Origin of the sequence: Streptomyces sp. Je 1-79, assembly GCF_025195125.1 — a bacterium.
Lineage (GTDB): Bacteria > Actinomycetota > Actinomycetes > Streptomycetales > Streptomycetaceae > Streptomyces.
This window is the reverse complement of the sequence record NZ_JAMGSL010000010.1, coordinates 288,639-315,007: the sequence shown is the minus strand read 5'-3', so window position 1 is coordinate 315,007 and position 26,369 is coordinate 288,639. Positions and strand designations below refer to the sequence as shown.

Sequence of the window (26,369 nt, the reverse complement as noted above, 5' to 3'; positions counted from 1 at the left end):
CAGCCAGAGCACACCGTCGCGGTCGCGGGCGACCAGGTCGCCCGTGGCCGCCCCGCCGAGGTTCCCCGTCGCCTCGATCCGGTCGTAGATCTGCCACCCGCTGCCCACGAGTTCGATCGGGTTCTGGGAGAGCTGGACGATCTCGGAGCGGTAGAACGTGTCGCCCCTCCACAGCCGGCCCGACGTGTCCCGCGTGAGCACGTCGGGCGAGCCGTCGTTGTCGTAGTCGTGCGGGGCGGGGCTCCGGGCCAGGTCGAAGGTGCCGGAGGCGACCAGGTCCGGGCCGATGTGGTCGAGCGGCTTGGCTTCGATCCTCCAGGTGTACGAGCCGTTCGGCGCCCCGGTCGGCATGTCCGGGTCGCTCTTCCAGGGGACGTCCCCCTGCCAGTCGTACCTGACGATGTGCGGATCGTTCAGGAGGTCCCCGGACGGGTACACGTCCTCCGTCCTGGTCTTACCGCTCTGCACGTGGCGCAGCGTCACCTTCACCACCGCGTTGACCCGGGACAGCCGCCAGTCCAGCCGGATCCGGCCGCTGCCGGGCTCAGGGGCGACCTTCGCGGGGATGTCGTGCCCCAGCAGCGTGATCTTGGTCGACTCGCCGGTGGAGGCGACCAGTTCGGCGGTCGGGGCGCCGTTCGCACCGGCGGCGATCCGGTAGAGGCCCTCGCCCCGCGCCACCGTCCCGCCGCGCACGAACTGCGTCCCGCCGGGCCCGGGCGCGGCCGACTTCACGTGGTCCAGGAGCGTCCGGGTCTCGCCGGTCGTCAGGTCGCGGGCCCGCAGGGCGCCCAGGGGGTTCGGGTTGTAGTCCCCGAGGGCGTCGCGGTCCGCGTACGTCAGCCAGCTGCCCACCAGGCCGAGTTCGACCCGGCTCGCGCCGACCAGGGGAACGCGCTGCGTCTTCCCCGAGCCGCGCTCCACGACGACGGCCGAAGCCCGCAGGCCGGCGTCGTACTCCACCCACGCGACGTGCGTCGCGGACAGGGCGACCTCCCCGGTCCACTGGCCCGGGGTGACGATCGCGCGCGTCTCGGAGACCGTGGCGGTGGCCCGGTCCATGAGCGCCCAGTACCGCTTCTCCCCGGCGCCCGTCCCGGTCTTGTACGTCAGCAGCGCGTGCTCGGACGTCACCGCACTGGCGAACACGGAGGTCGCGCCGGCGGGCAGGCCGCTCACGAGCCGGTCGGACAGCTTCCCGCCGTCCTTGCTCATGACATGGACGGTCTCACCGCCCGCACCGTCGGGGGTCCGGACGAGGAGCGTCGAACCGACGGCTCCGCCGAACTGCCCGCCGGAGGCCCCCACGCTCCGCAGGTCGACGCCGAGGACGTTCGTCCCGGCGGCCATGTCCCGCAGGGTGACGTACGAGCCCTGGTTCACGACGACGACGTCGGATGCGGAGGACCCCATGGTCCAGGTGCTGCCGCCCGACGACAGGACCGTCGACGAGCCGTCCGAGAAGCGGGTCCACCGCTCCTCAGAGTTGCTCGCCGACATCCCCCAGGTCAGGAAGCCCGTGCTCCCCACGCTGACAACCTGAGCGTCGCGGGGATAGGGGGCGACGGTGTTCTGCCCCGCCGCGTCGGCGGCGGTGAGGGCGAGCGCCGGGGCGGGCACGGCGAGGGTGCCGCCCAGGGTCATGGCGAGTGCGACCCCCACCGACAGCGCGAGCCTCGGGCGGCGCGGGACGTGAGCGTGATGCATGGACGGGCCTCCCCTGGGGCGACCGCGCACGCGCGCAGGGAACAGCGCGCGGGCGGTCGGAAGACACGGAGGCGGCCGGAGGATTCCCCCCACCCGGATCATCGCCTCGCGTGAGTGATCGCCGGAGGATAACAAGCCCGGCCGACACCCGTCACGATGATGCGCGCCGCTCCACCACCCCCCGCACGTACGCCGCCTGGCCCGCGTGCTGGTTGCCCTCCGCCACCACGCTCACCAGGCGGACCCCGAGCGTGACCGGCGGGTCCCAGCCCTCGTCCACGACCTGGCCGAGGTCCGCGTTGGTCAGGCCCCCGAGGTGCTCCAAGGACCGCTCGTGCACGGCGTCGTAGTAGCCGAGCAGCAGCTCCGCCGGGGCGCGGACCTTGGCGACCTGGCTGCTGGAGTGGCCGAAACCGGTGGCGCGCGCGGAGAACGGCAGCCCGAAGCGGTCCTTCCAACCGGCCTCCGTCCAGACCTGCTCGGTCCCGAACACGCCCGCGACGTGGTCGTCCTGGACCCGGGTCAGGTGCCAGACCAGCCAGGCGATCGAGTTCGCGTCCTCGTCGAGCCGGACGGCCAGCTCGTCCTCCGAGAGGCCCTCGACGGCCCCGTGCACGGCCTCCTGGACGCGCCCGAACGCGTCCACCAGCAGGTCGGCGCTCCTCATGTCCCTCAACTCCTCGCTCGGTGTTCCCCCCAGTGGGCCATCGAGGGGGAGCGGGAGTTGTCAGAAAGGCCGGGGAGGGGGCGGCGCGGCGGACATGGTTCACCTCTTCGGTGGTCATGACCGGTCGGGTTGGGGGCGGTGGGGTCGGTGCGGTACGGGTCCGGAGGGGTCGGTGCGGTACGGGTACGGGTGCGGTGCTCCCGGCCCCCTACGCCCCCAGTGCCCTACGCCCCCGGCTCCCTACGCCCCCGGGGCGCCGTCCTCCCGGCGGGCCCGTTCCTCCTGCTTCCGCCGCGCCGCGCGCCACTCCGCCAGGGTCGTGTCCACGTCGAAGGGCTTGAGGTTCAGCGGCGGGCCCGCGGGTGGGCGGACCAGAGCCGCGGCGATCTTGGTGTTGATCTCGCCGAGGATCCGCCGCACCTGCGACTCCGAGACGGCCTTGCCGATCGCCTCCCGTGCGTCCTCGGCCTCTTTGCGCAGGGCCAGCGAGGGCGGGAGGACGGCCGCGCCCTCGCGGTGCATCTTGCCCTTGATCCACCACAGCGCGTCGTAGGGGGCGTTGTCGTCGTCGAGGGGTTTTCCGAAGCCGGGCAGCTTCCTGAACTCGCCGCGCTCCGCCGCCTCGCGGATCTGCTTGTCCACGAACGACTCGAAGCTGACGCCTGGAGGTTTGCGTTCGGTCATATGTCCAGACTAAAAGGCAGGAGCCCCGCTCGTGCCCGAAGGCACGGAGCGGGGCTCCTTGGGTACTTCTCTAGCCGTGCGCGATCGCCGACCCGGGCAACTTAGGCCGGGGTGACGTTCTCCGCCTGCGGGCCCTTCGGACCCTGCGTGACGTCGAAGTTCACGACCTGGTTCTCCTCGAGGGAGCGGAACCCGGACGCGTTGATCGCGGAGTAGTGGACGAAGACATCCGGGCCGCCGCCGTCCTGGGCGATGAAGCCGAAGCCCTTTTCAGCGTTGAACCACTTGACGGTTCCGGTAGCCATAAGCCCTCCTTGGGCCAAAGGGTTGCCCTGCTCCAGAACCTGCAAACAAGTCTGAAAACTACAAAAGCCTGCGGGTCACATGCTCCGCAGGCTCTGTACTGCAAGGGAAACCAAACTGCAACTTGCGATGAGCGTAGCACGCAGGGTGTGCGCCGCACTAGAGGGAAAGATCACGTCACCCACACGTTTGACGAAGCCCTGATGTGCTGACGTGAGCGCCACGCGCGCCCCGGCGATGTCCACCGTACGAGACGGGGCTAGCCTCCAGATGTGGACAATGCAAGCGACGACCGCCAGCGCAGCCGGCCCCGCGTCGGACACATCCAGTTCCTGAACTGTCTGCCCCTCTACTGGGGTCTGGCCCGCACCGGAACGCTGCTCGATCTGGAGCTGACCAAGGACACTCCGGAGAAGCTCAGCGAGCGGCTCGTGGGCGGCGGGCTCGACATCGGGCCCATCACCCTCGTCGAGTATCTCCGCAACGCGGACGATCTTGTCGCCCTGCCGGACATCGCGGTGGGTTGCGACGGTCCCGTCATGTCCTGCGTGATCGTCTCCCAGCGGCCCCTGGACCAGCTCGATGGGGCGCGGGTGGCGCTCGGGTCCACCTCCCGGACCTCCGTACGGCTCGCGCAACTGCTCCTCGCCGAGCAGTACGGCGTGCGGCCCGACTACTACACGTGCCCACCCGACCTCGGCCTGATGATGCAGGAGGCGGAGGCCGCCGTCCTGATCGGAGACGCCGCGCTGCGGGCCTCGCTGCACGACGCGCCGCGGCTCGGGCTCCAGGTCCACGACCTGGGGCTCATGTGGAAGGACTGGACGGGCCTGCCGTTCGTCTTCGCGGTGTGGGCGGCGCGGAAGGACTTCCTGGCGCGCGAGCCGGAGACCGTGCGTGAGGTCCACGAGGCGTTCCTGGCCTCGCGGGACCTGTCGCTCGACGAGGTCGCCAAGGTCGCCGAGCAGGCCGCGCGCTGGGAGTCCTTCGATGCCGAGCTGCTGGAGCGGTACTTCCGGACGCTGGACTTCCGGTTCGGTCCCGAGCAGCTGGCCGGGGTACGTGAGTTCGCCCGCCGGACCGGTCCCACGACCGGTTTCCCCGCGGACGTACGGGTCGAACTCCTCGCCCCCCGCTCCACGGAGGCGACGCCGACGAGCTGACGCCGGTGGCGTAACGCCCGCGGGGTGACGCCCGCGAGGTGGCGCTCGCGGGGGATGCCCGCGAGGTGACGCCCGCGGGGGCGTCGGCGCGGTGACGCCCCCGCGGGGTTGTCTCAGGGGGAGGACGGGACCGGGCCCCGCATCTGCCGGCTGATCCACGCGATCGAACCGTCCCCCATCCCCTGGACGTAGCTCCTCGCGTTGTGCCCGCCGCCCTGGATGACCTGGAGGCGGGTCTTCACCGGGCCCTTGGTGTGGTTCTTCATGAAGGTCTTCAGCCGCCCCAAGCCGGACTCCTCCGTCCCGATCTGGAACGCGAGATACACCCGGTTCTCCGCGCTGTCCGGCTTCGCGCCGAGCGCTTCGGCCAGCCTCTCCGGGTTGTTCGCCTGCCGCTCGGTCTCGTGTCCCGCCCACAGCGGGGAGTCCGGCACGGTGTCCGGACCCGACGCGATGACGGCCTTGAACCTGTCCGGTCGTTGGAGCACCGCCTTGAGTCCGGCGAAGCCGCCCGAGGACGAGCCCATGAATGCCCAGCCGTCACGGGACGCGAAGGTACGGAAATTCGCGCGGACGAAATCCGGCACGTCCTCCGTGAGCCAGGTTCCCATTTTCGGCTGCCCGGGTATATCGCTGCCGTCGTAGTAGTACGTGTCGTCAGGGTTGAGGACGGGCATCACGACAATGAACGGCAGGCTCTTTCCCTCCTGCGACCACGTACTGATGCTCGACTGGAGTTTGAGGTCCGTGCCCATCCAGTAATTCATCGGATAACCGTTTCCGCCCGGCAGTGCCACGAGGACCGGGAAGCCGCTCGCGGCGTACTCCGGGTCGAAATACTGCTTCGGCGCCCACACCCACACCTTGCCCGTGAAACCGGACTTCGCGCCCGCGAGCGTGGTGACGCCGATCCTGGTGCCGTCCTCCAGGGTGTTGGCCGTCGTGAAACGCGCCTTGGGGCCGGTGGGGAGAACCGTTTCGGGGCCCCGCTCACGGCCGTTCCCGGTGCCCCCGGTCCCGCCGCCCTGCGCTCTCGTCGCCGAGTGCGGGGTGTCGAACGTGACCGGCGCGCCCTCCTCCGAGCAACCGGTCACCAGTGCGGCCGCCGTACCGAGGGCGAGGGCGGCGGCGAGGAACCTGGGGAGGCGGGTCATGGGGCGACTCCGGGTGTTTCGGACAGGACGGGTGATTACGGAAGGGAGGAGGGGCGTGGTGGGCGATCGGTTGGCTGGGTACGGTTCCGAATCGGGGTGATCCGGCCCACGACCCGGTCCACGACTCGGTCCACCTTGGGGGAGAGATGCAGCCGCTCGACGCAGGGGAGCCGAGGACCATCGGCGCCTACCGGCTCCTCGGCCGGCTCGGTTCCGGTGGGATGGGCCGTGTCTATCTGGCCCGCAACGAGGGCGGCCGGACCGTCGCCGTGAAGATCGTGCACCCGCACTTCGCCCTGGACGCGCAGTTCCGGGAGCGGTTCCGGCGCGAGGTGGAGGCCGCCCGCCGCGTCGGCGGCCGGTGGACGGCGCCCGTCCTGGACGCGGACCCCGAAGCCCCGGTCCCGTGGGTCGCGACCGGTTACGTCGCCGGGCCGACGCTCGCCCGGGCCGTGGAGGCGGTCGGCCCGCTGCCCGAGCACACCGTACGGACGCTGGGCGCCGGTCTCGCCGAGGCGCTGGCGGGCGTGCACGCGCTCGGCCTCGTGCACCGCGACGTGAAACCGTCCAACGTGCTGGCCACCCTGGAGGGCCCCCGGCTCATCGACTTCGGCATCGCGCGGGCCATGGACGGCACGGCCTCGCTCACCGCGAGCGGGGTCTCCATCGGCTCGCCCGGCTACATGGCGCCCGAGCAGATCCTCGGGCAGAGCGCGACCGGCGCGTCCGACGTCTTCTCGCTCGGCGCGGTCCTCGCGTACGCGGCGATCGGAGCACCGCCCTTCCCCGGTGACACCTCGGCCACCCTGCTCTACAAGGTGGTCCACGAGGAGCCCGAACTGGGCGCCCTGGCAGGGGAGCTGCGGGAGCTGGTGGCGGCCTGCCTCGCGAAGGACCCGTCGGACCGTCCGACGCCGTCCGCGCTCGCCTCCGCGCTGGCACCGGCCGGTGCGGCGGTCCTGGTGTCGGCCGGCTGGCTGCCGACACCGCTGGTGGAGCAGATCAGCCGGACGGCCGTACAGCTGCTGGAGCTCGACGCGGGTACGGGAGGGTTCGGGGCCGACCCGAACGCCTCGGGTCCCGCGCCCTTCACGGGCTCTTCGGTGTGGGAGCCCGCTCCCGAAGGGCCCGCGACCGGCCCGCCGTCGGGTGTCTTCGGCCCTCTGGCGGTCCTGCCGCCCGAGGACGAGACCGAGGGGGCGAGCCGTTTCGGCCCACCCGGCCGTCCCGGCCCCTCCACCCCGTCCACCCCGTCCACCCCGCTCGCTCCTGCCGATCAGCCCGGCCCCTTCACCGCGCCCGCCCCGCCCACCCCGTCCGATCAGCCGGGCCGGTTCACCCCGCCCAGACCCTCCACCCCGCCCGGCCCGTTCACCCCGCCCACCCCCTCCGCCCCGGCCGATCCACCCGTTCCGGCCGGATCGCCCGCTCCCGGGTCCGGCGTCTTCGGGCCGCCCTTCTCTCCGGTCGGTCCCGCTTCCGGTGCCCCTGGCCTCTTCGGCGTCCCGGCGGCCGGTCAGGACACCACCGCCCCCGGCGGGGAGGGTCCCCGGCGGCGGCAGGCCACGCTCTCCCTCGCCGCCGGCCGGCGCGTCAGCTGTACCGTCGCGCTCGCCGTCGCCGGTGCGCTCGCCTCCGTGACCCTGGGAGCGGGGTACCTCTTCGAGCTGCTGCCCGGCGGGGGACGCGGCGCCGACGCCGGCAGGACCGGCGGGAACACCGCCGGTCCTCCCGCCGACAACGAACCCACGCGCACGGGCACCCCCAGCGCCACACCCACGCGCACCCCCGGCCGTACCCCCACGCCGACCTCGGCGCCCGGCTCCGTCCCTGCCGGCTTCCTCGGCACCTGGACGGGGCCCACCACCGAGCGCAACGGCTCCCCGCACGGCGACTTCACCGCCGTCGTGACCAAGGGCGGCGCCGGTGAGGACGTCGTACGCACCACCCACTCCCTCAGCGTCCTGGGCACCACCGTCCGCTGCCACGGCATCGGCAGGCTCACCGCCGCCACCTCCACCGAACTCCGCATCGCGGACCGCACCGACCCCGACCGCCCCGGCACCGAGGGCCTGTGCACCGGGGGCACCTCCTCCTTCACCCTCACCCTCGGCGCCGACGGGACGCTCACGTACCGCTCCGAGGAGGAAGCCGCAGGCCGGCCCAGCGGCACCCTGCGGAAGTCCTGAGAAGTGCTGGCGTAGGCTGGTTCAGTCCTTAGATTCCACCCTCCGAAAGGGACTCAGCCGGTGACCGAGAAGGCCGACCTTCAGTCCGTCCTCGACCGCGCCGCAGAGGGTGGCCGGATCACCCCCGAAGAGGCGCTCGACCTCTACCGCTCGGCGCCGCTGCACGCGCTGGGCGCGGCCGCCGACGCCGTGCGCCGCCGCCGCTACGCCGGTACGGAGCACATCGCGACGTACATCATCGAGCGGAACATCAACTACACGAACGTCTGTGTGACGGCGTGCAAGTTCTGTGCCTTCTACGCGCCGCCGAAGGACACCGCCAAGGGCTGGACCCGCGACCTCGACGACATCCTGCGCCGCTGCGCGGAGACCGTGGAGCTGGGCGGCACCCAGATCATGTTCCAGGGCGGCCACCACCCGGACTACGGCGTCGAGTACTACGAGAAGCACTTCGCGGCCATCAAGAAGGACTTCCCGCAGCTGGTCATCCACTCCCTCGGCGCGTCCGAGGTCGAGCACATGGCCCGCATCTCCGGTGTCTCCGTCGAGGAGGCGATCACCCGCATCCACAAGGCCGGTCTCGACTCCTTCGCCGGCGCCGGCGCCGAACTGCTGCCGGAGCGCCCGCGCAAGGCGATCGCCCCGCTCAAGGAGAGCGGCGAGCGGTGGCTGGAGATCATGGAGATCGCGCACGGTCTCGGCGTGGAGTCGACGTCCACGATGCTGATGGGCACGGGCGAGACGAACGCCGAGCGCATCGAGCACCTGCGGATGATCCGTGACGTGCAGGACCGGACGGGCGGCTTCCGGGCCTTCATCCCGTACACGTACCAGCCCGAGAACAACCACCTCAAGGGCCGTACGCAGGCGACGCTCTTCGAGTACCTGCGGATGATCGCGATCGCGCGGCTCTTCATGGACAACATCGCCCACATCCAGGGCTCGTGGCTGACCACGGGCAAGGAGGTCGGCCAGCTGTCGCTCCACTACGGCGCGGACGACCTGGGCTCGATCATGCTGGAGGAGAACGTGGTCTCCTCGGCGGGCGCGAAGCACCGCTCGAACCGCATGGAGATCATCGACCTGATCCGCAAGGCGGGCCGAGTGCCGGCGCAGCGCGCCACGACGTACGAGCACCTGCTCGTCCACGACGACCCGGCGAACGACCCGGTCGACGAGCGCGTCGTCTCGCACATCTCCTCCACGGCGATCGAGGGCGGTACGGCGCACCCGGAGCTGAAGCTCCTGAACGCCAACTGACCCCGTGGTGCTGACGATCCACGTCGCCGAGGCGTCGCCCGAGACCGCGATCCTGGTCGACGGCGCGCACATCGCCGCCGTCGGCCCCTTCGACGACCTGGCCGCCGTCCGTCCCGAGGCGCGGGTGCGGCGGTGGCCCGGCATCCTCACGCCGGGGCTGCTCAACCCGTACGCGCCCGAGCTGCTCGAAGGGGCCTACCACCCGGATCCGCGGGAGGCCGAGGGGTTCGGTACCGAGGCGATCACGGGGGAGCGTGCGCAGCGGATCTTCCGTGCCGACCCCGCGCGGCGGGGCGCCTCCGCGCGCCGTGGCGTGCAGCGGATGCTGGCGCACGGGACGGTCGCCGTCGCCGGTGAACTGCGCGGGCGGGCCGCCGTGGACGCGGTGCGCCGGGCCGGACTCGCCGTCGGCCGCCGGCCGGAGAGACTGCCGGGGCGCCCGTCGTTCTCCCCGGTGCCGCTCGTACTGCTGCCGCGCCTGACGCCGGGCGGCCCCGCCCGCTTCGCCGTCTTCGACGTCCCCGACGCCGCCGCCCTCGTCCGCCTCGGCGCCTCGACCTGCGTGGCGACCGTCATCGACGGCCGCCTGGTCCACCGCCGCCGCTAGGCCCTGTCGGGCGTCATGGGGCTCTTGCCGGCCTCGCGTGGCCGGTCGGAGCGCGCCCTGCCGGTCGGGGCCGGGGAGGCCCTGAGACAATGCTCCTGTTACCTCCGTACCGTCCGTACCCGAGTCTGCGAGGCCGAACGCCAGTGACCCGAGCATCCCTGGACAAGCAGCCGCACGAAGTCGCCTCGATGTTCGACGACGTGGCGGCGAACTACGACCTCACCAACGACGTGCTCTCCCTCGGCCAGGACCGGCGCTGGCGCAAGGAGGTCGCCAAGGCGGTCGACGCCCGCCCGGCGCAGCGGATCCTCGACCTGGCGGCCGGGACGGCGACCTCCTCGCAGCCCTTCGCCCGCGCGGGGGCGTACGTCGTGCCCTGCGACTTCTCGCTCGGCATGCTCCGGGTCGGCAAGCAGCGCCACCCGTGGATGCCGTTCACCGCCGGGGACGGCATGAACCTCCCCTTCCGCGACGACGTGTTCGACGCCGTCACCATCTCCTTCGGCCTGCGCAACATCCAGGACACCGAGGCGGCGCTGCGCGAGCTGTACCGGGTGACGAAGCCCGGCGGGCGGGTCGTGATCTGCGAGTTCTCACACGCGACCTGGGCGCCGTTCCGCACGGTGTACGAGGAGTACCTGATGCGCGCCCTGCCGCCGGTGGCCCGCGCGGTCTCCTCCAACCCGGACGCGTACGTCTACCTCGCCGAGTCCATCAGGTCCTGGCCGGACCAGCCGGCCCTCGCCGGTCTGCTCCAGAAGGCGGGCTGGTCGAAGGTGGCCTGGCGGAACCTGTCGGGCGGCATCGTCGCCCTGCACCGGGGCTTCAAGACCGCCTGACGCGGGACGCGCGTGCTCCCGCGCGTCCCTCGTGCACCACTTTTCCGCGGGCGGGACCGATGTCCTGTGGTGGCCCTCCGAACGGGCTGCGGGACGCCCCCATAGACTGCCCCGGTACGCACTACCGTCGAGTCTTCGGGAGACCCCGCCGTGACCGAGCCCCTCTCCGAGCACAGCGCAGACGTGATCGTCGTCGGGGCTGGCCCGGCCGGTTCCACGACGGCGTACTACCTGGCCAAGGCCGGGCTCGACGTCCTGCTCCTGGAGAAGACCGCGTTCCCCCGAGAGAAGGTCTGCGGCGACGGCCTCACGCCCCGCGCCACCAAGCAGCTCGTCTCCATGGGGATCGACATCTCCGAGGAGGCCGGCTGGCTGCGCAACAAGGGCCTGCGGATCATCGGCGGCGGCGTCCGGCTCCAGCTCGACTGGCCGGACCTCGCCTCGTACCCCGACTACGGACTCGTCCGCAAGCGTGACGACTTCGACGAGCAGCTCGCCCGGCAGGCGCAGAAGGCCGGCGCGCGGCTGTACGAGCGCTGCAACGTCGGCGCCCCGATCATCGACGACCGCACCGGCCGGATCACCGGCGTGCACGCCAAGCTCGGCGAGGAGAAGCGCGAGGTCACCTTCCACGCGCCGCTCGTCGTCGCCGCCGACGGCAACTCGACCCGGATCTCCCTCGCCATGGGCCTGCACCGGCGCGAGGACCGGCCGATGGGCGTGGCCGTACGGACGTACTTCACCAGCCCCCGCCACGACGACGACTACCTGGAGTCCTGGCTGGAACTGTGGGACCGCCGCGGCCCGCAGGACCGTCTGCTGCCCGGCTACGGCTGGATCTTCGGCATGGGCGACGGCACGTCCAACGTCGGCCTCGGCATCCTCAACTCCTCCTCCGCCTTCAGGGAGCTGGACTGGCGCGAGGTCCTCAAGGCCTGGTGCGCCTCCATGCCGGAGGACTGGGGCTACACCCCGGACAACATGACGACGCCGATCCGCGGCGCCGCGCTGCCGATGGCCTTCAACCGCCAGCCGCACTACACCAAGGGCCTGCTGCTCGTCGGTGACGCGGGCGGCCTGGTCAACCCGTTCAACGGCGAGGGCATCGCGTACGCCATGGAGTCGGGCCAGATCGCCGCCGACGTCATCGTCCAGGCGCACGCCCGCGCGACCCCGGCCCAGCGCGAGCTGGCGCTGCAGAACTACCCGAAGATCCTCAAGGACACCTACGGCGGGTACTACACGCTCGGCCGCGCATTCGTGAAGATCATCGGCAACCCGAAGATCATGAAGATCGCGACCCAGCGCGGACTGACGCATCCGGTCCTGATGAAGTTCACGCTGAAGATGCTGGCGAACCTGACGGACCCGACCGGCGGTGACGCGATGGACCGCATCATCAACGGCCTCTCGAAGGTGGCCCCGAAGGCCTGAACGCCTGCCGGTAGCCGGACGGGGAGACCCCGACGGCGCGGGTGAAGTGACGGCGCAGGTTGGCCGCCGAGCCCAGTCCGCTGTGGTCGCCGACCAGCTCCACGGGCAGGTCGGTGGATTCCAGCAGGGACTGGGCGCGGGCCACCCGCTGCTGGAGCAGCCACTGCAGCGGGGTGGTCCCGTACTCCTCCCGTACCCGCCGGTGGAAGGTGCGCGGGCTCATCCGGGCCCGACGCGCCAGCCCCTCCACGGTCAGCGGCTCGGCCAGGCGCTCGGTCGCCCACTGCAGTACGGGTCCCAGGCTGTCCTCGTCGCTCGGCGGGAGCGGCGCCTCGATGAACTGGGCCTGGCCGCCGGGGCGGTGGGCCGGGACGACGAGGCGGCGGGCGAGCTGCCCGGCGACGGTCGCGCCGAGGTCGGTGCGCACCAGGTGCAGGCAGAGGTCGAGCGCGGCGGTGGCACCGGCACTGGTCAGCACCGTGCCCTCGTCCGTGTAGAGGACCGAGTCGTCCACGATCACCTCGGGGTGGCGGGCGGCCAGTTGCGCGGTGTGCTGCCAGTGGGCGGTGGCCCGGCGGCCGTCGAGGAGCCCGGCGGCGGCGAGCGCGAAGGCGCCGGTGCACAGCGAGACCATCCGGGCGCCGGAGGCGGCGGCCGCGCGCAGCGCCTCGACGAGCTCGGCCGGCACCTCCTCGCCGTCCTCCACGACCGCGTCGGGCACGGACGGCACGATGACGGTGTCGGCGCCCACGAGACCGTCGAGGCCGTGGTCGGTCCGCAGGGAGAAGACCCCGGCGTCGCCCGCGTCCCCGCACAGCCGCAGCTCGTACCAGGGGTCGGCCAGGTCGGGATGCGGGATGCCGAAGACCCCGCACGCGAGGGAGAGTTCGTACAGCTCCCACAGCGACGTCCCGATCCGCCGGTCCGGTACGACGGCGATGGCGACCACCCCTGCGCTCATGGGCTCGACCGTACGCCAGGAGCGCGGCAGGAATCGTGCGGTCGCCGTCGGTCCTGCCACTGTCGGCCGGATTCCGCCGCTGCGAGCGTGGATTCCATGAACGCACAGAACATCACGGTCATCGGTCTCGGGCAGATGGGCGCCGCCCTCGCCGACGCCTTCCTCGCCGCCGGCCACCGCACCACCGTCTGGAACCGCACGCCCGGGAAGGCGGACGCCCTGGTCGCCCGGGGCGCCGTCCGCGCCGCCTCCGTCGCGGAGGCCGTCGCCGCGAGCGAACTCGTCGTGGTCTGCGTCCTCGACTTCCCCGCCGTACGCGGCCTCCTGGCCCCCGTGGCCGCGTCGCTGCGGGGCCGGGCCCTGGTCAACCTCACCACCGGTTCGCCCGAGCAGGCCCGCGCGGAGGCTCAGTGGGCGGCGGAGCACGGCATCGGCTACCTCGACGGCGCCGTCATGACGACCCCGCCGGGCATCGGTGACAGCGCAAACATGATCCTCTACGCGGGGTCGCCCGAGCTGTTCGCCGCGCACCGGGCGACGCTCGCCGTCCTCGGAGACCCGGTGGACCTCGGCCCGGACGTGGGGCTCGCCTCGCTGTACGACGCGGGGCTGCTCGGCCTCATGTGGTCCGTCTTCGGCGGCTGGCTGCACGCGACCGCCCTCGCGGGCGCCGACGGGGTGCCGGCCCGGGACTTCACGGCGGTGGCCACCCGCTGGCTGTCGACGGTCTCCTGGTTCATGACGGGGTACGCCGAACAGATCGACGCGGGGGAGTACCCGGGCGCGGACGCCACGATCGACGTCCAGGTGGCGGCGATCGGGCATCTGCTGCACGCGGGGGAGGCGCGGGGCGTCGACGACCGGCTGCCGCGGCTGCATCTGGAGCTGATGCGGGCGGCGGTCGAGGCGGGCCACGGCGGGGACAGCTACGCCCGGATCATCGAGGCGTTCCGTAAGTAGGACGTACCGCGCGAAATCGGAACAGGACGGGAAAAGCCGTCACTCCCCCGAGGAGTGACGGCCTTTCGCGTGCGGGATGCGGGCGATCAGAGGATCCGGACCGCGCCGGAGGGCATGTCCCAGTCCAGGGAGCGCTCGACGACACCGGTCGACGGATTCTGCGCACCGACGTACTTGCCGCCGCCCACGTAGATCGCCACGTGGTACGAGCCGCTGCGGCTGCCCCAGTACAGGATGTCGCCCGGCTGCAGGCTGCTCAGCGAGACGGACGTGCCCATGGACGACTGGGAGCTGGAGACGCGCGGCAGGTCGACGCCGGCCTGGCGGTAGGCGGCCTGGACGAGCCCGGAGCAGTCCCAGGAGTTGGGGCCGGTGCCGCCGGAGATGTAGGCGTCGCCGACCTGGGCGCGGGCGAAGGCCACGATCGCGGCGGCGGAGCCGGTGGGGGCGTCGCTGCTGTACGAGGAGCCGCTGTCGGAGGAGTCGGAGGAGGACGAGGAGAGCTGGGTGCGCTCCTGGGTGCGCGAGGCGCGCTCGCGGGCCTCGGCGCGGGCCCTCTCGGCCTTCTCGGCCTCGGCCTTGCGGTCGGCCTCGGCCTTGGCCTTCTTGGCCTCCTTGGCGGCCTTCTCCAGGGCGGCGGTCTCCTGGGCCTGCAGGCTCAGGTCGAGGGCCTCCTGCTGGGACGCCTCGGCCGACGCGGAGACGGCGCTCGCCAGGTCGGTGTCGAGCGAGCCGAGCGTCGGCATCTCGATGGTCTCGGTCACAGGGTCGGCGTTCGCCGGCCCGGCAGCACCGGCCACCGCGATGGTGCTGAGGACGCCACCGGCAACTCCGGCGCGGAGCGCGAGCTTCGAAGCGCTGCGGCGGGGCTTCCGGTGGCTGGGTATGTGAGCGGTCTGGGACATGAGTACAACCGCTATCAGGGCTTCACGGTTCCCTTCAAGAAACGTGGGTTGCGCCACAGTTACGTTCGGAACCACTCAATCCGCTTATCTGGCGTCCTTATTGACGCCGTAACGGACAATACGGGCACGGCTCATCAGGCCCTTGATCACGGGTTTTCCGCGAAACGTCCGAATTGACCGTCGCTTACCACCTCTTCACACCGATGGCCAAGCCCCGCTTTCTCCGGGGCGGTGGCGGTGTGGCGCAGGTCACAGCATGGTGTCCATCAGGCGGTCGGGCCGCTCGTGAATCGGTGCACACGTCCACTTCGCTCCCCGGAGACCCCCGACCGGGCGACAGGCCGGTCCTTTATCACCCGGTCGAGTCCATCGCCAATTTGCTTGTACACGCCACCGCTTGATAGTGCGCCACCCCTCCGACCAGCGGTTTCCGGTCCGGATGTCACGACTGGTGATCACCTGGGCGCTTCGAGTGCCAAGATCACCGCTCATCCGACTTCATGATCCTTCGTCAGGTGGTGGAGATCACAAACTCGTTGCCGTACCCCGTGTCGCAGATCACAGAGGGGCGGGCATAGGATGCGGGGCAGTCGGGCTTGTGAACTGCCTCACATGGGGGCGATCTTTGTGCCCGACGGTGCGGTCCAACGGTCAAGGACGACTGGAAGGAGCGAGGAGCGTGAATGCGTACGCGCCCATCCTCGTGCTCGGTGCCCTGGGTGCGGGGTTTGCGATCTTCTCCGTGGTCATGGCCACGCTAATCGGCCCAAAGCGGTACAACAGGGCAAAACTTGAGGCATACGAGTGCGGCATCGAACCGACGCCCACTCCGGCCGGAGGCGGCCGCTTCCCCATCAAGTACTACCTGACGGCGATGCTCTTCATCGTCTTCGACATCGAGATCGTCTTCCTCTACCCCTGGGCCGTCACCTTCGACGCCCTGGGGCTTTTCGGGCTCGTGGAGATGCTGCTCTTCGTGCTCACCGTCTTCGTCGCCTACGCGTATGTGTGGCGGCGCGGCGGCCTGGAATGGGACTGAGGGGCTGAGGGGCACCTATGGGACTCGAAGAGAAGCTGCCGAGCGGTTTTCTGCTGACGACGGTCGAACAGGCCGCGGGCTGGGTGCGCAAGGCGTCCGTCTTCCCCGCGACCTTCGGCCTCGCCTGCTGCGCCATCGAGATGATGACGACCGGCGCCGGCCGCTACGACCTGGCGCGCTTCGGCATGGAGGTCTTCCGCGGCTCGCCGCGCCAGGCCGACCTGATGATCGTGGCCGGCCGGGTCAGCCAGAAGATGGCGCCCGTGCTGCGGCAGGTCTACGACCAGATGCCGAACCCCAAGTGGGTCATCTCCATGGGCGTCTGCGCCTCGTCGGGCGGAATGTTCAACAATTACGCGATTGTGCAGGGCGTCGACCACATTGTGCCGGTCGACATCTATCTGCCGGGTTGTCCGCCGCGCCCGGAGATGCTGATGGACGCGATTCTCAAGCTCCACCAGAAGATCCAGACCTCCAAGCTCGGCGTGAACGCCGAGGAGGCGGCCCGCGAGGCGGAGGAAGCGGCGCTCAAGGCGCTGCCGACCATCGAGATGAAGGGGCTCCTCCGTTGAGTGACGAGACTCCCAACCCCGAGAAGGAGCTCTCCGAGCAGAACCTGCCCGGGCAGCGCGGGGAGCACGGGGAGGAGGTCCGCGTCCAGCGCGGGATGTTCGGCGCCAACAACGGCGGCGACACCTCCGGCTACGGCGGCCTCGTCCGCTCCGTACGCCTGCCCGGCGCGGCCGTCCGCCCGTACGGCGGCTGGTTCGACGAGGTCGCCGACGAACTCGAGGGCGCCCTCGACGAGCAGGGACTCCTCCCCGGGAACGCCATCGAGAAGACGGTCGTCGACCGCGACGAGATCACCTTCCACATCGCCCGCGAGCACCTCGTCCGCGTCGCCCGCACCCTGCGCGACGACCCGGCGCTGCGCTTCGAGCTCTGTACGGGCGTCTCCGGCGTCCACTACCTCGGCGACAAGGGCCGCGAGCTGCACGCCGTCTACCACCTGCGCTCGCTCACCCACGGCCGGATGATCCGCCTGGAGGTGTCCGCCCCGGACGCCGACCCGCACATCCCGTCCCTGGTCGCCGTCTACCCGACGAACGACTGGCACGAGCGCGAGACGTACGACTTCTTCGGCATCGTCTTCGACGGCCACCCCGCCCTCACCCGGATCATGATGCCGGACGACTGGCAGGGCTTCCCGCAGCGCAAGGACTACCCCCTCGGCGGCATCGCCGTCGAGTACAAGGGCGCCCAGATCCCGGCTCCTGACCAGCGGAGGTCGTACTCGTGACCACTCCGAACGCGTCTCCCCGCGAGACCACCGAAGGCACCGTCTACACCGTCACCGGTGGTGACTGGGAAGAGGTCGTCGAGTCCGCCGCCAAGGCGGACGACGAGCGGATCATCGTCAACATGGGTCCCCAGCACCCGTCCACGCACGGTGTGCTCCGGCTGATCCTGGAGATCGACGGCGAGACCGTCACCGAGGCCCGCTGCGGCATCGGCTACCTCCACACCGGCATCGAGAAGAACCTCGAGTTCCGGAACTGGACGCAGGGCACCACCTTCGTCACGCGCATGGACTACCTCACCTCGTTCTACAACGAGACGGCGTACTGCCTGGGCGTCGAGAAGCTGCTCGGCATCACCGACCAGATCCCGGACCGGGCCAGCGTCATCCGGGTGCTCCTCATGGAGCTCAACCGGCTCTCCTCCCACCTGGTGTGCATCGCCACCGGCGGCATGGAGCTGGGCGCCACCACGATCATGATCTACGGCTTCCGGGACCGGGAGATGATCCTGGACCTGTACGAGCTGATCACCGGGCTGCGCATGAACCACGCGTTCATCCGCCCCGGCGGCCTCGCCCAGGACCTCCCGCCCGGCGCCGTCGACGCCGTGCGCGAGTTCGTGAAGACCATGAAGAAGAACATGCCGGAGTACGACAAGCTCGCCACCGGCAACCCCATCTTCAAGGCCCGCATGCAGGACGTCGGCTACCTCGACCTCACCGGCTGCATGGCGCTCGGCGCCACCGGACCGATCCTGCGCTCGGCGGGCCTCCCGCACGACCTGCGCAAGACCGACCCGTACTGCGGCTACGAGAACTACGAGTTCGACGTCCCCACCGCCGACACCTGCGACTCCTACGGACGCTTCCTCGTCCGCCTGGAGGAGATGCGGCAGTCGCTGCGGATCGTCGAGCAGTGCCTCGACCGCCTGGAGCCCGGCGCGGTCATGGTCGCCGACAAGAAGATCGCCTGGCCCGCCCAGCTCGCGCTCGGCCCCGACGGCCTCGGCAACTCCCTCGACCACATCAAGAAGATCATGGGCACCTCCATGGAGGCCCTGATCCACCACTTCAAGCTGGTCACCGAGGGCTTCCGCGTCCCGGCCGGACAGGCCTACGCGGCCGTCGAGTCGCCCAAGGGCGAGCTCGGCGTGCACGTCGTCTCCGACGGCGGCACCCGCCCCTACCGGGTCCACTTCCGCGACCCTTCCTTCACCAACCTGCAGGCCATGGCGGCGATGTGCGAGGGCGGCCAGGTCGCCGACGTCATCGTCGCCGTCGCGTCCATCGACCCCGTGATGGGAGGCGTCGACCGATGACGGACGGACAGACCAGTCTCGGGATGCCCCAGCTCCCCGCCCCCGACTACCCGGCCGAGGTACGCGCCCGGCTGGAGGCGGACGCCAAGGAGATCATCGCCCGCTACCCGGGGTCCCGCTCCGCGCTCCTGCCGCTGCTGCACCTCGTGCAGTCGGAGGAAGGCCATGTGACGCGGACCGGCATGAGGTTCTGTGCCGACGTCCTCGGCCTGACCACCGCCGAGGTCACCGCGGTCGCCACCTTCTACACGATGTACCGCCGCAAGCCCTCCGGCGACTACCAGGTCGGGGTCTGCACCAACACGCTCTGCGCGGTCATGGGCGGCGACGCCATCTTCGAGGAGCTGAAGGAGCACCTGGGCGTCGGTAACAACGAGACGACCGAGGACGGCAAGGTCACGCTGGAGCACATCGAGTGCAACGCGGCCTGCGACTTCGCGCCCGTCGTGATGGTCAACTGGGAGTTCTTCGACAACCAGACGCCCGACTCGGCCAAGAAGATGGTCGACGACCTGCGGGCCGGCCGCCCGGTCCAGCCGACGCGGGGCGCGCCCCTGTGTACATACAAGGAGACCGCCCGCATCCTGGCCGGCTTCCCCGACGAGCGCGAGGGGGCCGTCGAGGCCACCGGAGGGGCCGGCCCGGCCTCGCTCGTCGGGCTGCGGCTGGCCAAGGGCGAGACCCCGCACCACAAGATCGTCCACCCGCGCGGCGAATCGGCCAGTGGGGAGGGGGAGTGATGACCTTGGCAGCCGAGATCAACAACAGCAGCCCCGAGAAGCTTCTTGCGCCGGTCCTCTCGGCGTTCTGGGACCAGCCCGACTCCTGGACGCTGGAGACGTACAGGAGGCACGAGGGGTACGAGGGTCTGCGGAAGGCCCTCGCGATGTCGCCCGACGACCTCATCGCGTACGTCAAGGACTCCGGTCTGCGCGGCCGTGGCGGCGCCGGCTTCCCCACCGGGATGAAGTGGCAGTTCATCCCGCAGGGCGACGGCAAGCCCCACTACCTCGTCGTCAACGCCGACGAGTCGGAGCCGGGCACCTGCAAGGACATCCCGCTGCTCTTCGCCAACCCGCACTCCCTCATCGAGGGAATGATCATCGCCTGCTACGCGATCCGCTCCGAGCACGCGTTCATCTACCTGCGCGGCGAGGTCGTGCCCGTCCTGCGGCGGCTGCACGAGGCCGTGCGCGAGGCGTACGACGCCGGCTTCCTCGGCCGGAACATCCTCGGCAGCGGCCTGAACCTCGACATCACCGTGCACGCGGGCGCCGGCGCGTACATCTGCGGCGAGGAGACCGCGCTGCTGGACTCGCTCGAAGGACGGCGCGGCCAGCCCCGGCTGCGTCCGCCCTTCCCCGCGGTCGCCGGTCTGTACGCCTGCCCCACCGTGGTGAACAACGTCGAGTCCATCGCCTCCGTTCCCGCGATCCTCAACCGGGGCAAGGACTGGTTCAAGTCGATGGGCAGCGAGAAGTCCCCGGGCTTCACGCTCTACTCGCTCAGCGGGCACGTCGTCTCGCCGGGCCAGTACGAGGCGCCGCTCGGCATCACGCTGCGCCAGCTCCTCGACATGAGCGGCGGGATGCGCCCCGGCCACCGGCTGAAGTTCTGGACCCCGGGCGGCTCCTCCACCCCGATGTTCACCGACGAGCACCTCGACGTCCCGCTGGACTACGAGGGCGTGGGCGCGGCCGGCTCGATGCTCGGCACGAAGGCGCTCCAGTGCTTCGACGAGACCACGTGCGTGGTCCGCGCGGTGACCCGGTGGACCGAGTTCTACGCCCACGAGTCCTGCGGCAAGTGCACGCCGTGCCGTGAAGGCACGTACTGGCTGGTGCAGCTGCTCCGTGACATCGAGGCCGGCAAGGGCGTGATGTCCGATCTCGACAAGCTGAACGACATCGCCGACAACATCAACGGCAAGTCGTTCTGCGCGCTCGGCGACGGCGCCGCCTCCCCGATCTTCTCCTCGCTGAAGTACTTCCGCGAGGAGTACGAGCAGCACATCACCGGCCGGGGCTGCCCCTTCGATCCGGCCAAGTCGACCGCCTGGGCGGACAACCACAAGGAGGTGACGGCATGACGGTCACCACGGCCGGCCCCGCGGGCGGCGGTTCCCCGGCGGTACCGCCGGAGGACATGGTCACGCTGACCATCGACGGCGCCGAGATCTCCGTCCCCAAGGGGACCCTGGTCATCCGCGCCGCCGAGCAGCTCGGCATCGAGATCCCGCGGTTCTGCGACCACCCGCTCCTCGACCCGGCCGGCGCCTGCCGGCAGTGCATCGTCGAGGTCGAGGGCCAGCGCAAGCCGATGGCGTCCTGCACCATCACCTGCACCGACGGCATGGTCGTGAAGTCCCAGCTGACGTCGCAGGTCGCCGAGAAGGCCCAGCACGGCGTGATGGAGCTGCTGCTCATCAACCACCCGCTGGACTGCCCGGTCTGCGACAAGGGCGGCGAGTGCCCGCTGCAGAACCAGGCGATGTCCCACGGGCAGTCCGAGTCCCGCTTCGAGGGACACAAGCGGACCTACGAGAAGCCGGTACCGATCTCCACGCAGGTGCTGCTCGACCGTGAGCGGTGCGTGCTCTGCGCGCGCTGCACCCGGTTCTCCAACCAGGTCGCGGGCGACCCGATGATCGAGCTGGTCGAGCGCGGCGCGCTCCAGCAGGTCGGCACCGGCGAGGGCGACCCCTTCGAGTCGTACTTCTCAGGGAACACCATCCAGATCTGCCCGGTCGGTGCGCTGACCTCGGCGGCGTACCGGTTCCGTTCCCGCCCCTTCGACCTGGTCTCCTCGCCGAGCGTCTGCGAGCACTGCGCGGGCGGCTGCGCGACGCGCACGGACCACCGGCGCGGCAAGGTCATGCGGCGGCTCGCGGCGGAGGACCCGGAGGTCAACGAGGAGTGGGTGTGCGACAAGGGACGCTTCGCGTTCCGGTACGCCCAGCAGCGCGACCGGCTGACGACCCCGCTCGTACGCAACGCGGAGGGCGTCCTCGAACCGGCCTCCTGGCCGGAGGCCCTGGAGGCGGCGGCCCGCGGACTGGTCAGGGGCCGTACCGGCGTCCTGGCCGGCGGCCGGCTGACCGTCGAGGACTCCTACGCGTACGCCAAGTTCGCCCGCGTCGCCCTCGACACCAACGACGTCGACTTCCGGGCCCGGGTCCACTCCAGCGAGGAGGCCGACTTCCTGGCCTCGGCCGTCGCGGGCCGTGGACGCGACCTGGACGGCACGGGGGTCACGTACACCTCCCTCGAAGCCGCCCCGGCGGTGCTCCTCGTCGGCTTCGAGTCCGAGGAGGAGGCGCCCGGCGTCTTCCTGCGGCTGCGCAAGGCCTGGCGCAAGAGCGGCCAGAAGACCTACGCGGTCGCCGCGTTCGCGACCCGGGGCCTGGAGAAGGCGGGCGGCACGCTGCTGCCGGCCGCCCCCGGCACCGAGACCGAGTGGCTGGACGCCCTCACCTCCCGGGTCGGCCTCGACGAGGCCGGTACGCGGGCGGCCGAGGCGCTCCGCCAGGACGGCGCGGTCGTCGTGGTCGGCGAGCGGCTCGCCGCCGTACCGGGCGGGCTGACCGCGGCCGTACGGACGGCGGCGGCGACCGGCGCGAAGCTGGTGTGGATCCCGCGCCGGGCCGGTGAGCGCGGCGCGCTCGAAGCCGGCGCCATCCCGACGCTGCTGCCCGGCGGCCGCCCCGCGACCGACCCACGCGCGCGTGAGGAGGTCGCGGCCGCCTGGGGCGTGCGCGAACTCCCGCACGGCTACGGCCGCGACACCGGCCAGATCGTCGAGGCCGCGGCCACCGGCGAACTCGGCGCGCTGCTCGTCGGCGGCGTCGAGGTCCGCGACCTGCCGGACCCGGCACGCGCGCGTGAGGCGCTCGACGCGGCGTTCGTGGTCTCCCTGGAGCTGCGGCCGAGCGAGGTCACCGAGCGGGCCGACGTGGTCCTGCCGGTCGCCGCGGTCGCCGAGAAGCCCGGCACCTTCCTCAACTGGGAGGGCAGGGCCCGCCTCTTCGAGGCCGCGCTGAAGCCCGAGCAGATGACCCGGCGGCTGCCCCCGGCGGACGCGCGCGTGCTGCACATGCTCGCCGACGCCCTCGACGCGCACCTGGCCCTGCCCGACCTGCGGTCGGTCCGCCGGGAGCTGGACCGGCTCGGCGGCTGGGACGGCGAGCGGGCCTCCGAGCCCACCGAGCCCGCACAGGCCGCGCCCCGTCCGGGCGAGGGCGAGGCGGTCCTCGCCGGGCACCGGCTCCTGCTCGACCTGGGCCGTCTCCAGGAGGGCGACTCGGCGCTGGCCGGCACCCGCCACGCGGCGGTGGCCCGCCTCTCGGCCGCCACGGCCGCCGAGACGGGCGTCAAGGACGGCGACGTCCTCGCCGTCACCGGCCCGGCCGGCTCGGCCCGGCTCCCGCTCCAGGTCACGGAGATGCCCGACCGCGTGGTCTGGCTGCCGCTGAACTCGGCCGAGGGCGGCGTTCTCTCCGACACGGGCGCCCACCCGGGCGACCTGGTCCGCATCGGTCCGGCGACTTCGACGGAGGTGGGCGCGTGACCGCCCTCGCCCCGCGCGCCCCCGGCGGCGGCACCCGCCCCGCCGGACGCGCCCAGCGGCCCGCGCCGGGCCGTGCGGCCGCCGCCGCGCTCACCGCGTCGGGCCCGACCGCCCGTACCCATGTCGTCCGGTCGGGCGAAGCCCCGGCCGCCCCCGCACGGGAGGTGCGCTCATGACGGGCCTCGCCCACCTCGCGGACGCACAGCGCAGCGTCCTCGCGGCGGAAGACCTCTCCATGTTCGGGACGGACCCCTGGTGGCTCGTCGCGATCAAGGCCGTCTTCTGCTTCGCCTTCCTCATGGTCACCGTGCTCTTCTCCATCGTGTGGGAGCGCAAGGTCGTCGCCTGGATGCAGCTGCGCATCGGGCCCAACCGGCACGGCCCCTGGGGTTTCCTCCAGTCCCTCGCGGACGGCATCAAGCTGATGCTGAAGGAGGACGTCGTCGTCAAGCGCGCCGACAAGGTCGTCTACATCCTCGCGCCGATCATCGCCGCCGCCCCCGCGTTCATGGCCATCGCCGTGATCCCGTTCGGCCCGGCCGGCAACGAGGTCTCGATCTTCGGCCACCGCACCACGATGCAGCTCACGGACCTGCCGATCGCGATGCTGTACGTCCTCGCGATCGCCTCCGTCGGCATCTACGGCATCGTGCTCGCCGGCTGGTCCTCCGGCTCCACGTACCCCCTGCTCGGCGGCCTGCGCTCCTGCGCGCAGATGATCTCCTACGAGATCGCCATGGGCGCCGCGTTCGCCTCCGTCTTCCTCTACTCCGGGTCGATGTCGACCTCGGCGATCGTCGAGGCGCAGGCGGACCGCTGGTTCGTCATCCTGCTGCCGGTCTCGTTCATCATCTACGTCGTCACGATGGTCGGCGAGACCAACCGCGCCCCGTTCGACATGCCGGAGTCCGAGGGCGACCTCGTCGGCGGCTTCAACACCGAGTACTCCTCCATCAAGTTCGCGATGTTCATGCTCGCCGAGTACGTGAACATGGTGACGGTCTCCGCGGTCTCCGTGACGCTCTTCCTCGGCGGCTGGCGCGCCCCGTACCCGATCTCCACCTTCTGGGAGGGCGCGAACCACGGCTGGTGGCCGATGCTCTGGTTCGTCCTCAAGGTGCAGCTGCTGCTCTTCTTCTTCATCTGGCTGCGCGGCACCCTGCCCCGGGTCCGCTACGACCAGCTGATGAAGCTCGGCTGGAAGGTCCTCATCCCGGTCTCGGTGCTCTGGCTGATGCTGGTCGCCACCGTCCGCGCCCTGCGCAACGAGAACTACGAGTTCCAGACGATCGTGCTCTACGTCGCCGGGGCGGTGATCGCCGTCCTTCTCATCTCCTTCGTCGCCGACATGTTCCGTGACCGGCGGGCGAAGGGGGCCGAGGGGCCGGCGGAGGACGAGCGCGACTTCGACCCGATGGCCGGCGGGTTCCCCGTACCGCCGAAGCCCGGACAGTCCCTGCCGCCCGTGCCGCGGCGCAGGCCGCGAGCCGATCGTGAGCTGGTTGTCAGTGGCGCGCCCGATACTGCTACTGCGAGTGAGGGAAAGGAGACGGACGGTGTCTGATTTCCAGAATCCGGTGGCCGGCTTCGGCGTGACCTTCAAGGCCATGTTCAAGAAGCGGCTGACCGAGCAGTACCCGGAGGAGCGCAAGACGACGGCGCCGCGCTTCCACGGCCGGCACCAGCTCAACCGTCATCCGGACGGACTTGAGAAGTGCGTGGGCTGCGAGCTGTGCGCCTGGGCCTGCCCCGCGGACGCCATCTACGTGGAGGGCGCGGACAACACCGAGGAGGAGCGCTACTCCCCGGGCGAGCGCTACGGCCGCGTCTACCAGATCAACTACGCCCGCTGCATCCTGTGCGGACTGTGCATCGAGGCCTGCCCCACCCGGGCGCTGACGATGACGAACGAGTTCGAACTGGCCGACTCCTCCCGCGAGAACCTGATCTACACCAAGGAGCAGCTCCTCGCGGGCCTGGAGGAGGGCATGGTCGACTCCCCGCACTCGGTCTTCCCGGGCACGGACGAGCAGGACTACTACCGGGGCCTGGTCACCGAGGCCGCCCCGGGCACCGTCCAGCAGGTCGCCGTGTCCAAGGGGGAGAAGGGCGAGCCGGAAGAGGTGGACGTATGACCGCCACACTCGCGGCCTACAGCACCTCCGGCGGTGAGGCCTTCCAGTTCTGGGTCCTCGGCACGATCGCCGTCATCGGCGCCCTGTGCACGGTCCTGATGAAGAAGGCCATGCACAGCGCCCTCTGTCTGGCCGGCACGATGATCATCCTGGCGATCTTCTACCTCGCCAACGGCGCGTACTTCCTCGGCATCGTCCAGATCGTCGTCTACACCGGCGCGATCATGATGCTCTTCCTCTTCATCGTCATGCTGGTCGGCGTCACGGCCGCCGACTCCCTGAAGGAGACCATCAAGGGCCAGCGCTGGTGGGCCGCCGCCTGCGGGCTCGGCTTCGGCATCCTGCTGATCGCCGGCATCGGCCAGGCCTCCCTGAGCGAGTTCAACGGTCTCGGCGCGGCCAACAGCGCGTACGGCGGGAACGTCGAGGGCCTCGCCGCCCTCATCTTCACCAAGTACGTGTTCGCCTTCGAGATCACCGGCGCGCTGCTCATCACCGCGGCCGTCGGCGCGATGGTCCTCACCCACCGCGAGCGCACCGAGCGGGCCCGCACCCAGCGCGAGCTGTCCGAGCAGCGGGTGCGCGAGGGCAAGCACGTTCCGCCGCTTCCCGCGCCCGGCGTGTACGCCCGGCACAACGCGGTGGACATCGCCGGTCTGCTGCCCGACGGCACGCCCTCCGAGCTGACCGTGATGCAGACGCTGCGCAGGCGCGGCCAGGTCCGCGACGTGTCCGGCGAGGCGCTGGCCGACCTCAAGGCGCTGGAGCAGCGCTCGGAGGAGCGGCTCGGCAGGGACCGGGATTCGGCCGGGGACGCGGCCGGCCGGGACCGGGACGCGGCCGGCCGGGGCCGGGACGAAGAGGAGGCCACGCGATGAACCCCGTCAACTACCTGTACCTCGCCGCCCTGTTGTTCACGATCGGTGCGGCCGGGGTGCTGATCCGGCGCAACGCGATCGTGGTCTTCATGTGCGTCGAGCTGATGCTCAACGCCTGCAACCTCGCGCTCGTCACCTTCTCCCGGATGCACGGCAACCTCGACGGCCAGATCATCGCCTTCTTCACGATGGTCGTCGCCGCCGCGGAGGTCGTGGTCGGGCTCGCGATCATCGTGTCGCTGTTCCGTTCCCGCCACTCGGCCTCGGTCGACGACGCCAGCCTGATGAAGCTGTAAGGG

General features: G+C 71.0%; 26 protein-coding genes. 19 read left to right on the top strand and 7 right to left on the bottom strand.

Annotated features, from left to right (window positions below; translation table 11 throughout):
• From M5362_RS22750 to M5362_RS22735, 4 genes are all read right to left on the bottom strand, one after another.
• A partial coding sequence (locus tag M5362_RS22750; RefSeq protein ID WP_260229550.1) for a VCBS repeat-containing protein occupies positions 1 to 1,707 on the bottom strand: 1,707 nt, incomplete at its 3' end.
• 151 nt (positions 1,708 to 1,858) lie between these two features.
• The gene (locus M5362_RS22745; RefSeq protein WP_260229549.1) at positions 1,859 to 2,374 is read right to left on the bottom strand and encodes a DinB family protein; all 516 of its coding nucleotides are present in this window, start codon (positions 2,372 to 2,374) and stop codon (positions 1,859 to 1,861) included.
• A 240-nt stretch (positions 2,375 to 2,614) separates the two neighbouring features.
• Positions 2,615 to 3,058 carry a DUF1992 domain-containing protein gene (locus M5362_RS22740; RefSeq protein WP_260229548.1) on the bottom strand — a complete coding sequence of 148 codons (444 nt, stop codon included), beginning with the start codon at positions 3,056 to 3,058 and terminating at the stop codon, positions 2,615 to 2,617.
• Between the two features lie 101 nt (positions 3,059 to 3,159).
• Positions 3,160 to 3,363, bottom strand: coding sequence for a cold-shock protein (locus M5362_RS22735; RefSeq protein ID WP_003967102.1), 204 nt, complete (start codon positions 3,361 to 3,363; stop codon positions 3,160 to 3,162).
• A gap of 270 nt (positions 3,364 to 3,633) precedes the next feature.
• Here M5362_RS22735 and M5362_RS22730 point away from each other — a divergent pair, with 270 nt between their 5' ends.
• Entirely contained in the window at positions 3,634 to 4,524 is an 891-nt protein-coding gene (locus tag M5362_RS22730; RefSeq protein ID WP_260229547.1) for a menaquinone biosynthetic enzyme MqnA/MqnD family protein, read from the top strand.
• Positions 4,525 to 4,637: 113 nt separating this feature from the next.
• On the opposite strand, the gene M5362_RS22725 is transcribed toward M5362_RS22730, so the two are convergent.
• A complete protein-coding gene (locus M5362_RS22725; protein ID WP_260229546.1) occupies positions 4,638 to 5,678 on the bottom strand; it encodes an esterase family protein in 1,041 nt (346 codons plus the stop codon).
• A 146-nt stretch (positions 5,679 to 5,824) separates the two neighbouring features.
• Between M5362_RS22725 and M5362_RS22720 the strand changes: the two genes are divergently transcribed.
• The 5 genes from M5362_RS22720 to M5362_RS22700 all read left to right on the top strand — a co-directional run bounded on the left by M5362_RS22720 (position 5,825) and on the right by M5362_RS22700 (position 12,007).
• Positions 5,825 to 7,867 carry a serine/threonine-protein kinase gene (locus tag M5362_RS22720; RefSeq protein WP_260229545.1) on the top strand — a complete coding sequence of 681 codons (2,043 nt, stop codon included), beginning with the start codon at positions 5,825 to 5,827 and terminating at the stop codon, positions 7,865 to 7,867.
• Positions 7,868 to 7,927: 60 nt separating this feature from the next.
• The gene (gene mqnC / locus M5362_RS22715; protein WP_260229544.1) at positions 7,928 to 9,127 is read left to right on the top strand and encodes a cyclic dehypoxanthinyl futalosine synthase; all 1,200 of its coding nucleotides are present in this window, start codon (positions 7,928 to 7,930) and stop codon (positions 9,125 to 9,127) included.
• Positions 9,128 to 9,134: 7 nt separating this feature from the next.
• Positions 9,135 to 9,734 carry a hypothetical protein gene (locus tag M5362_RS22710; protein ID WP_260229564.1) on the top strand — a complete coding sequence of 200 codons (600 nt, stop codon included), beginning with the start codon at positions 9,135 to 9,137 and terminating at the stop codon, positions 9,732 to 9,734.
• Positions 9,735 to 9,877: 143 nt separating this feature from the next.
• Complete coding sequence (locus tag M5362_RS22705) at positions 9,878 to 10,573, top strand: demethylmenaquinone methyltransferase (RefSeq protein WP_260229541.1); 696 nt, start codon at positions 9,878 to 9,880, stop codon at positions 10,571 to 10,573.
• A 150-nt stretch (positions 10,574 to 10,723) separates the two neighbouring features.
• Positions 10,724 to 12,007, top strand: a complete 1,284-nt coding sequence (locus M5362_RS22700; protein WP_260229540.1) for a geranylgeranyl reductase family protein — start codon at positions 10,724 to 10,726, stop codon at positions 12,005 to 12,007.
• On the opposite strand, the gene M5362_RS22695 is transcribed toward M5362_RS22700, so the two are convergent.
• Positions 11,973 to 12,968, bottom strand: coding sequence for a helix-turn-helix domain-containing protein (locus M5362_RS22695; protein WP_260229539.1), 996 nt, complete (start codon positions 12,966 to 12,968; stop codon positions 11,973 to 11,975). The two genes, M5362_RS22700 and M5362_RS22695, sit on opposite strands and share 35 nt — an antisense overlap.
• On the opposite strand from M5362_RS22695, the gene M5362_RS22690 reads away from it, so the two are divergent.
• Entirely contained in the window at positions 12,858 to 13,928 is a 1,071-nt protein-coding gene (locus M5362_RS22690) for an NAD(P)-dependent oxidoreductase (protein ID WP_260229537.1), read from the top strand. The two genes, M5362_RS22695 and M5362_RS22690, sit on opposite strands and share 111 nt — an antisense overlap.
• 86 nt (positions 13,929 to 14,014) lie before the next feature.
• Here the strand turns inward: M5362_RS22690 and M5362_RS22685 are convergent, their stop codons facing one another.
• The gene (locus M5362_RS22685) at positions 14,015 to 14,833 is read right to left on the bottom strand and encodes a C40 family peptidase (RefSeq protein WP_260229536.1); all 819 of its coding nucleotides are present in this window, start codon (positions 14,831 to 14,833) and stop codon (positions 14,015 to 14,017) included.
• Between the two features lie 679 nt (positions 14,834 to 15,512).
• On the opposite strand from M5362_RS22685, the gene M5362_RS22680 reads away from it, so the two are divergent.
• The 12 genes from M5362_RS22680 to nuoK are packed head-to-tail and all read left to right on the top strand — an operon-like array spanning position 15,513 to position 26,366.
• Complete coding sequence (locus M5362_RS22680; protein WP_030494815.1) at positions 15,513 to 15,872, top strand: NADH-quinone oxidoreductase subunit A; 360 nt, start codon at positions 15,513 to 15,515, stop codon at positions 15,870 to 15,872.
• 17 nt (positions 15,873 to 15,889) lie between these two features.
• Positions 15,890 to 16,444 carry an NADH-quinone oxidoreductase subunit B family protein gene (locus M5362_RS22675; RefSeq protein WP_003998928.1) on the top strand — a complete coding sequence of 185 codons (555 nt, stop codon included), beginning with the start codon at positions 15,890 to 15,892 and terminating at the stop codon, positions 16,442 to 16,444.
• Positions 16,441 to 17,172, top strand: coding sequence for an NADH-quinone oxidoreductase subunit C (locus tag M5362_RS22670; RefSeq protein ID WP_260229533.1), 732 nt, complete (start codon positions 16,441 to 16,443; stop codon positions 17,170 to 17,172). The genes M5362_RS22675 and M5362_RS22670 overlap by 4 nt, the downstream gene beginning before the upstream one ends.
• On the top strand, positions 17,169 to 18,491 hold the full coding sequence (locus M5362_RS22665) for an NADH-quinone oxidoreductase subunit D (protein WP_260229532.1): 1,323 nt from the start codon (positions 17,169 to 17,171) through the stop codon (positions 18,489 to 18,491). The genes M5362_RS22670 and M5362_RS22665 overlap by 4 nt, the downstream gene beginning before the upstream one ends.
• Positions 18,488 to 19,231, top strand: coding sequence for an NADH-quinone oxidoreductase subunit NuoE (nuoE, locus tag M5362_RS22660; RefSeq protein ID WP_260229531.1), 744 nt, complete (start codon positions 18,488 to 18,490; stop codon positions 19,229 to 19,231). Before M5362_RS22665 ends, nuoE begins: the two co-directional genes overlap by 4 nt.
• A complete protein-coding gene (gene nuoF / locus M5362_RS22655; RefSeq protein ID WP_260229529.1) occupies positions 19,228 to 20,580 on the top strand; it encodes an NADH-quinone oxidoreductase subunit NuoF in 1,353 nt (450 codons plus the stop codon). Before nuoE ends, nuoF begins: the two co-directional genes overlap by 4 nt.
• A complete protein-coding gene (locus tag M5362_RS22650; protein WP_260229528.1) occupies positions 20,577 to 23,057 on the top strand; it encodes an NADH-quinone oxidoreductase subunit G in 2,481 nt (826 codons plus the stop codon). Before nuoF ends, M5362_RS22650 begins: the two co-directional genes overlap by 4 nt.
• On the top strand, positions 23,054 to 23,233 hold the full coding sequence (locus M5362_RS22645; RefSeq protein WP_260229527.1) for a hypothetical protein: 180 nt from the start codon (positions 23,054 to 23,056) through the stop codon (positions 23,231 to 23,233). Before M5362_RS22650 ends, M5362_RS22645 begins: the two co-directional genes overlap by 4 nt.
• Positions 23,230 to 24,621, top strand: a complete 1,392-nt coding sequence (gene nuoH / locus M5362_RS22640; protein ID WP_260229526.1) for an NADH-quinone oxidoreductase subunit NuoH — start codon at positions 23,230 to 23,232, stop codon at positions 24,619 to 24,621. The genes M5362_RS22645 and nuoH overlap by 4 nt, the downstream gene beginning before the upstream one ends.
• Entirely contained in the window at positions 24,614 to 25,192 is a 579-nt protein-coding gene (nuoI, locus tag M5362_RS22635) for an NADH-quinone oxidoreductase subunit NuoI (protein WP_260229525.1), read from the top strand. Before nuoH ends, nuoI begins: the two co-directional genes overlap by 8 nt.
• Positions 25,189 to 26,070: an NADH-quinone oxidoreductase subunit J gene (locus tag M5362_RS22630; RefSeq protein ID WP_260229524.1), complete on the top strand. Its 882-nt coding sequence runs from the start codon at positions 25,189 to 25,191 to the stop codon at positions 26,068 to 26,070. Before nuoI ends, M5362_RS22630 begins: the two co-directional genes overlap by 4 nt.
• The gene (nuoK, locus tag M5362_RS22625) at positions 26,067 to 26,366 is read left to right on the top strand and encodes an NADH-quinone oxidoreductase subunit NuoK (protein ID WP_260229523.1); all 300 of its coding nucleotides are present in this window, start codon (positions 26,067 to 26,069) and stop codon (positions 26,364 to 26,366) included. Before M5362_RS22630 ends, nuoK begins: the two co-directional genes overlap by 4 nt.
• Positions 26,367 to 26,369: the final 3 nt, after the last annotated feature.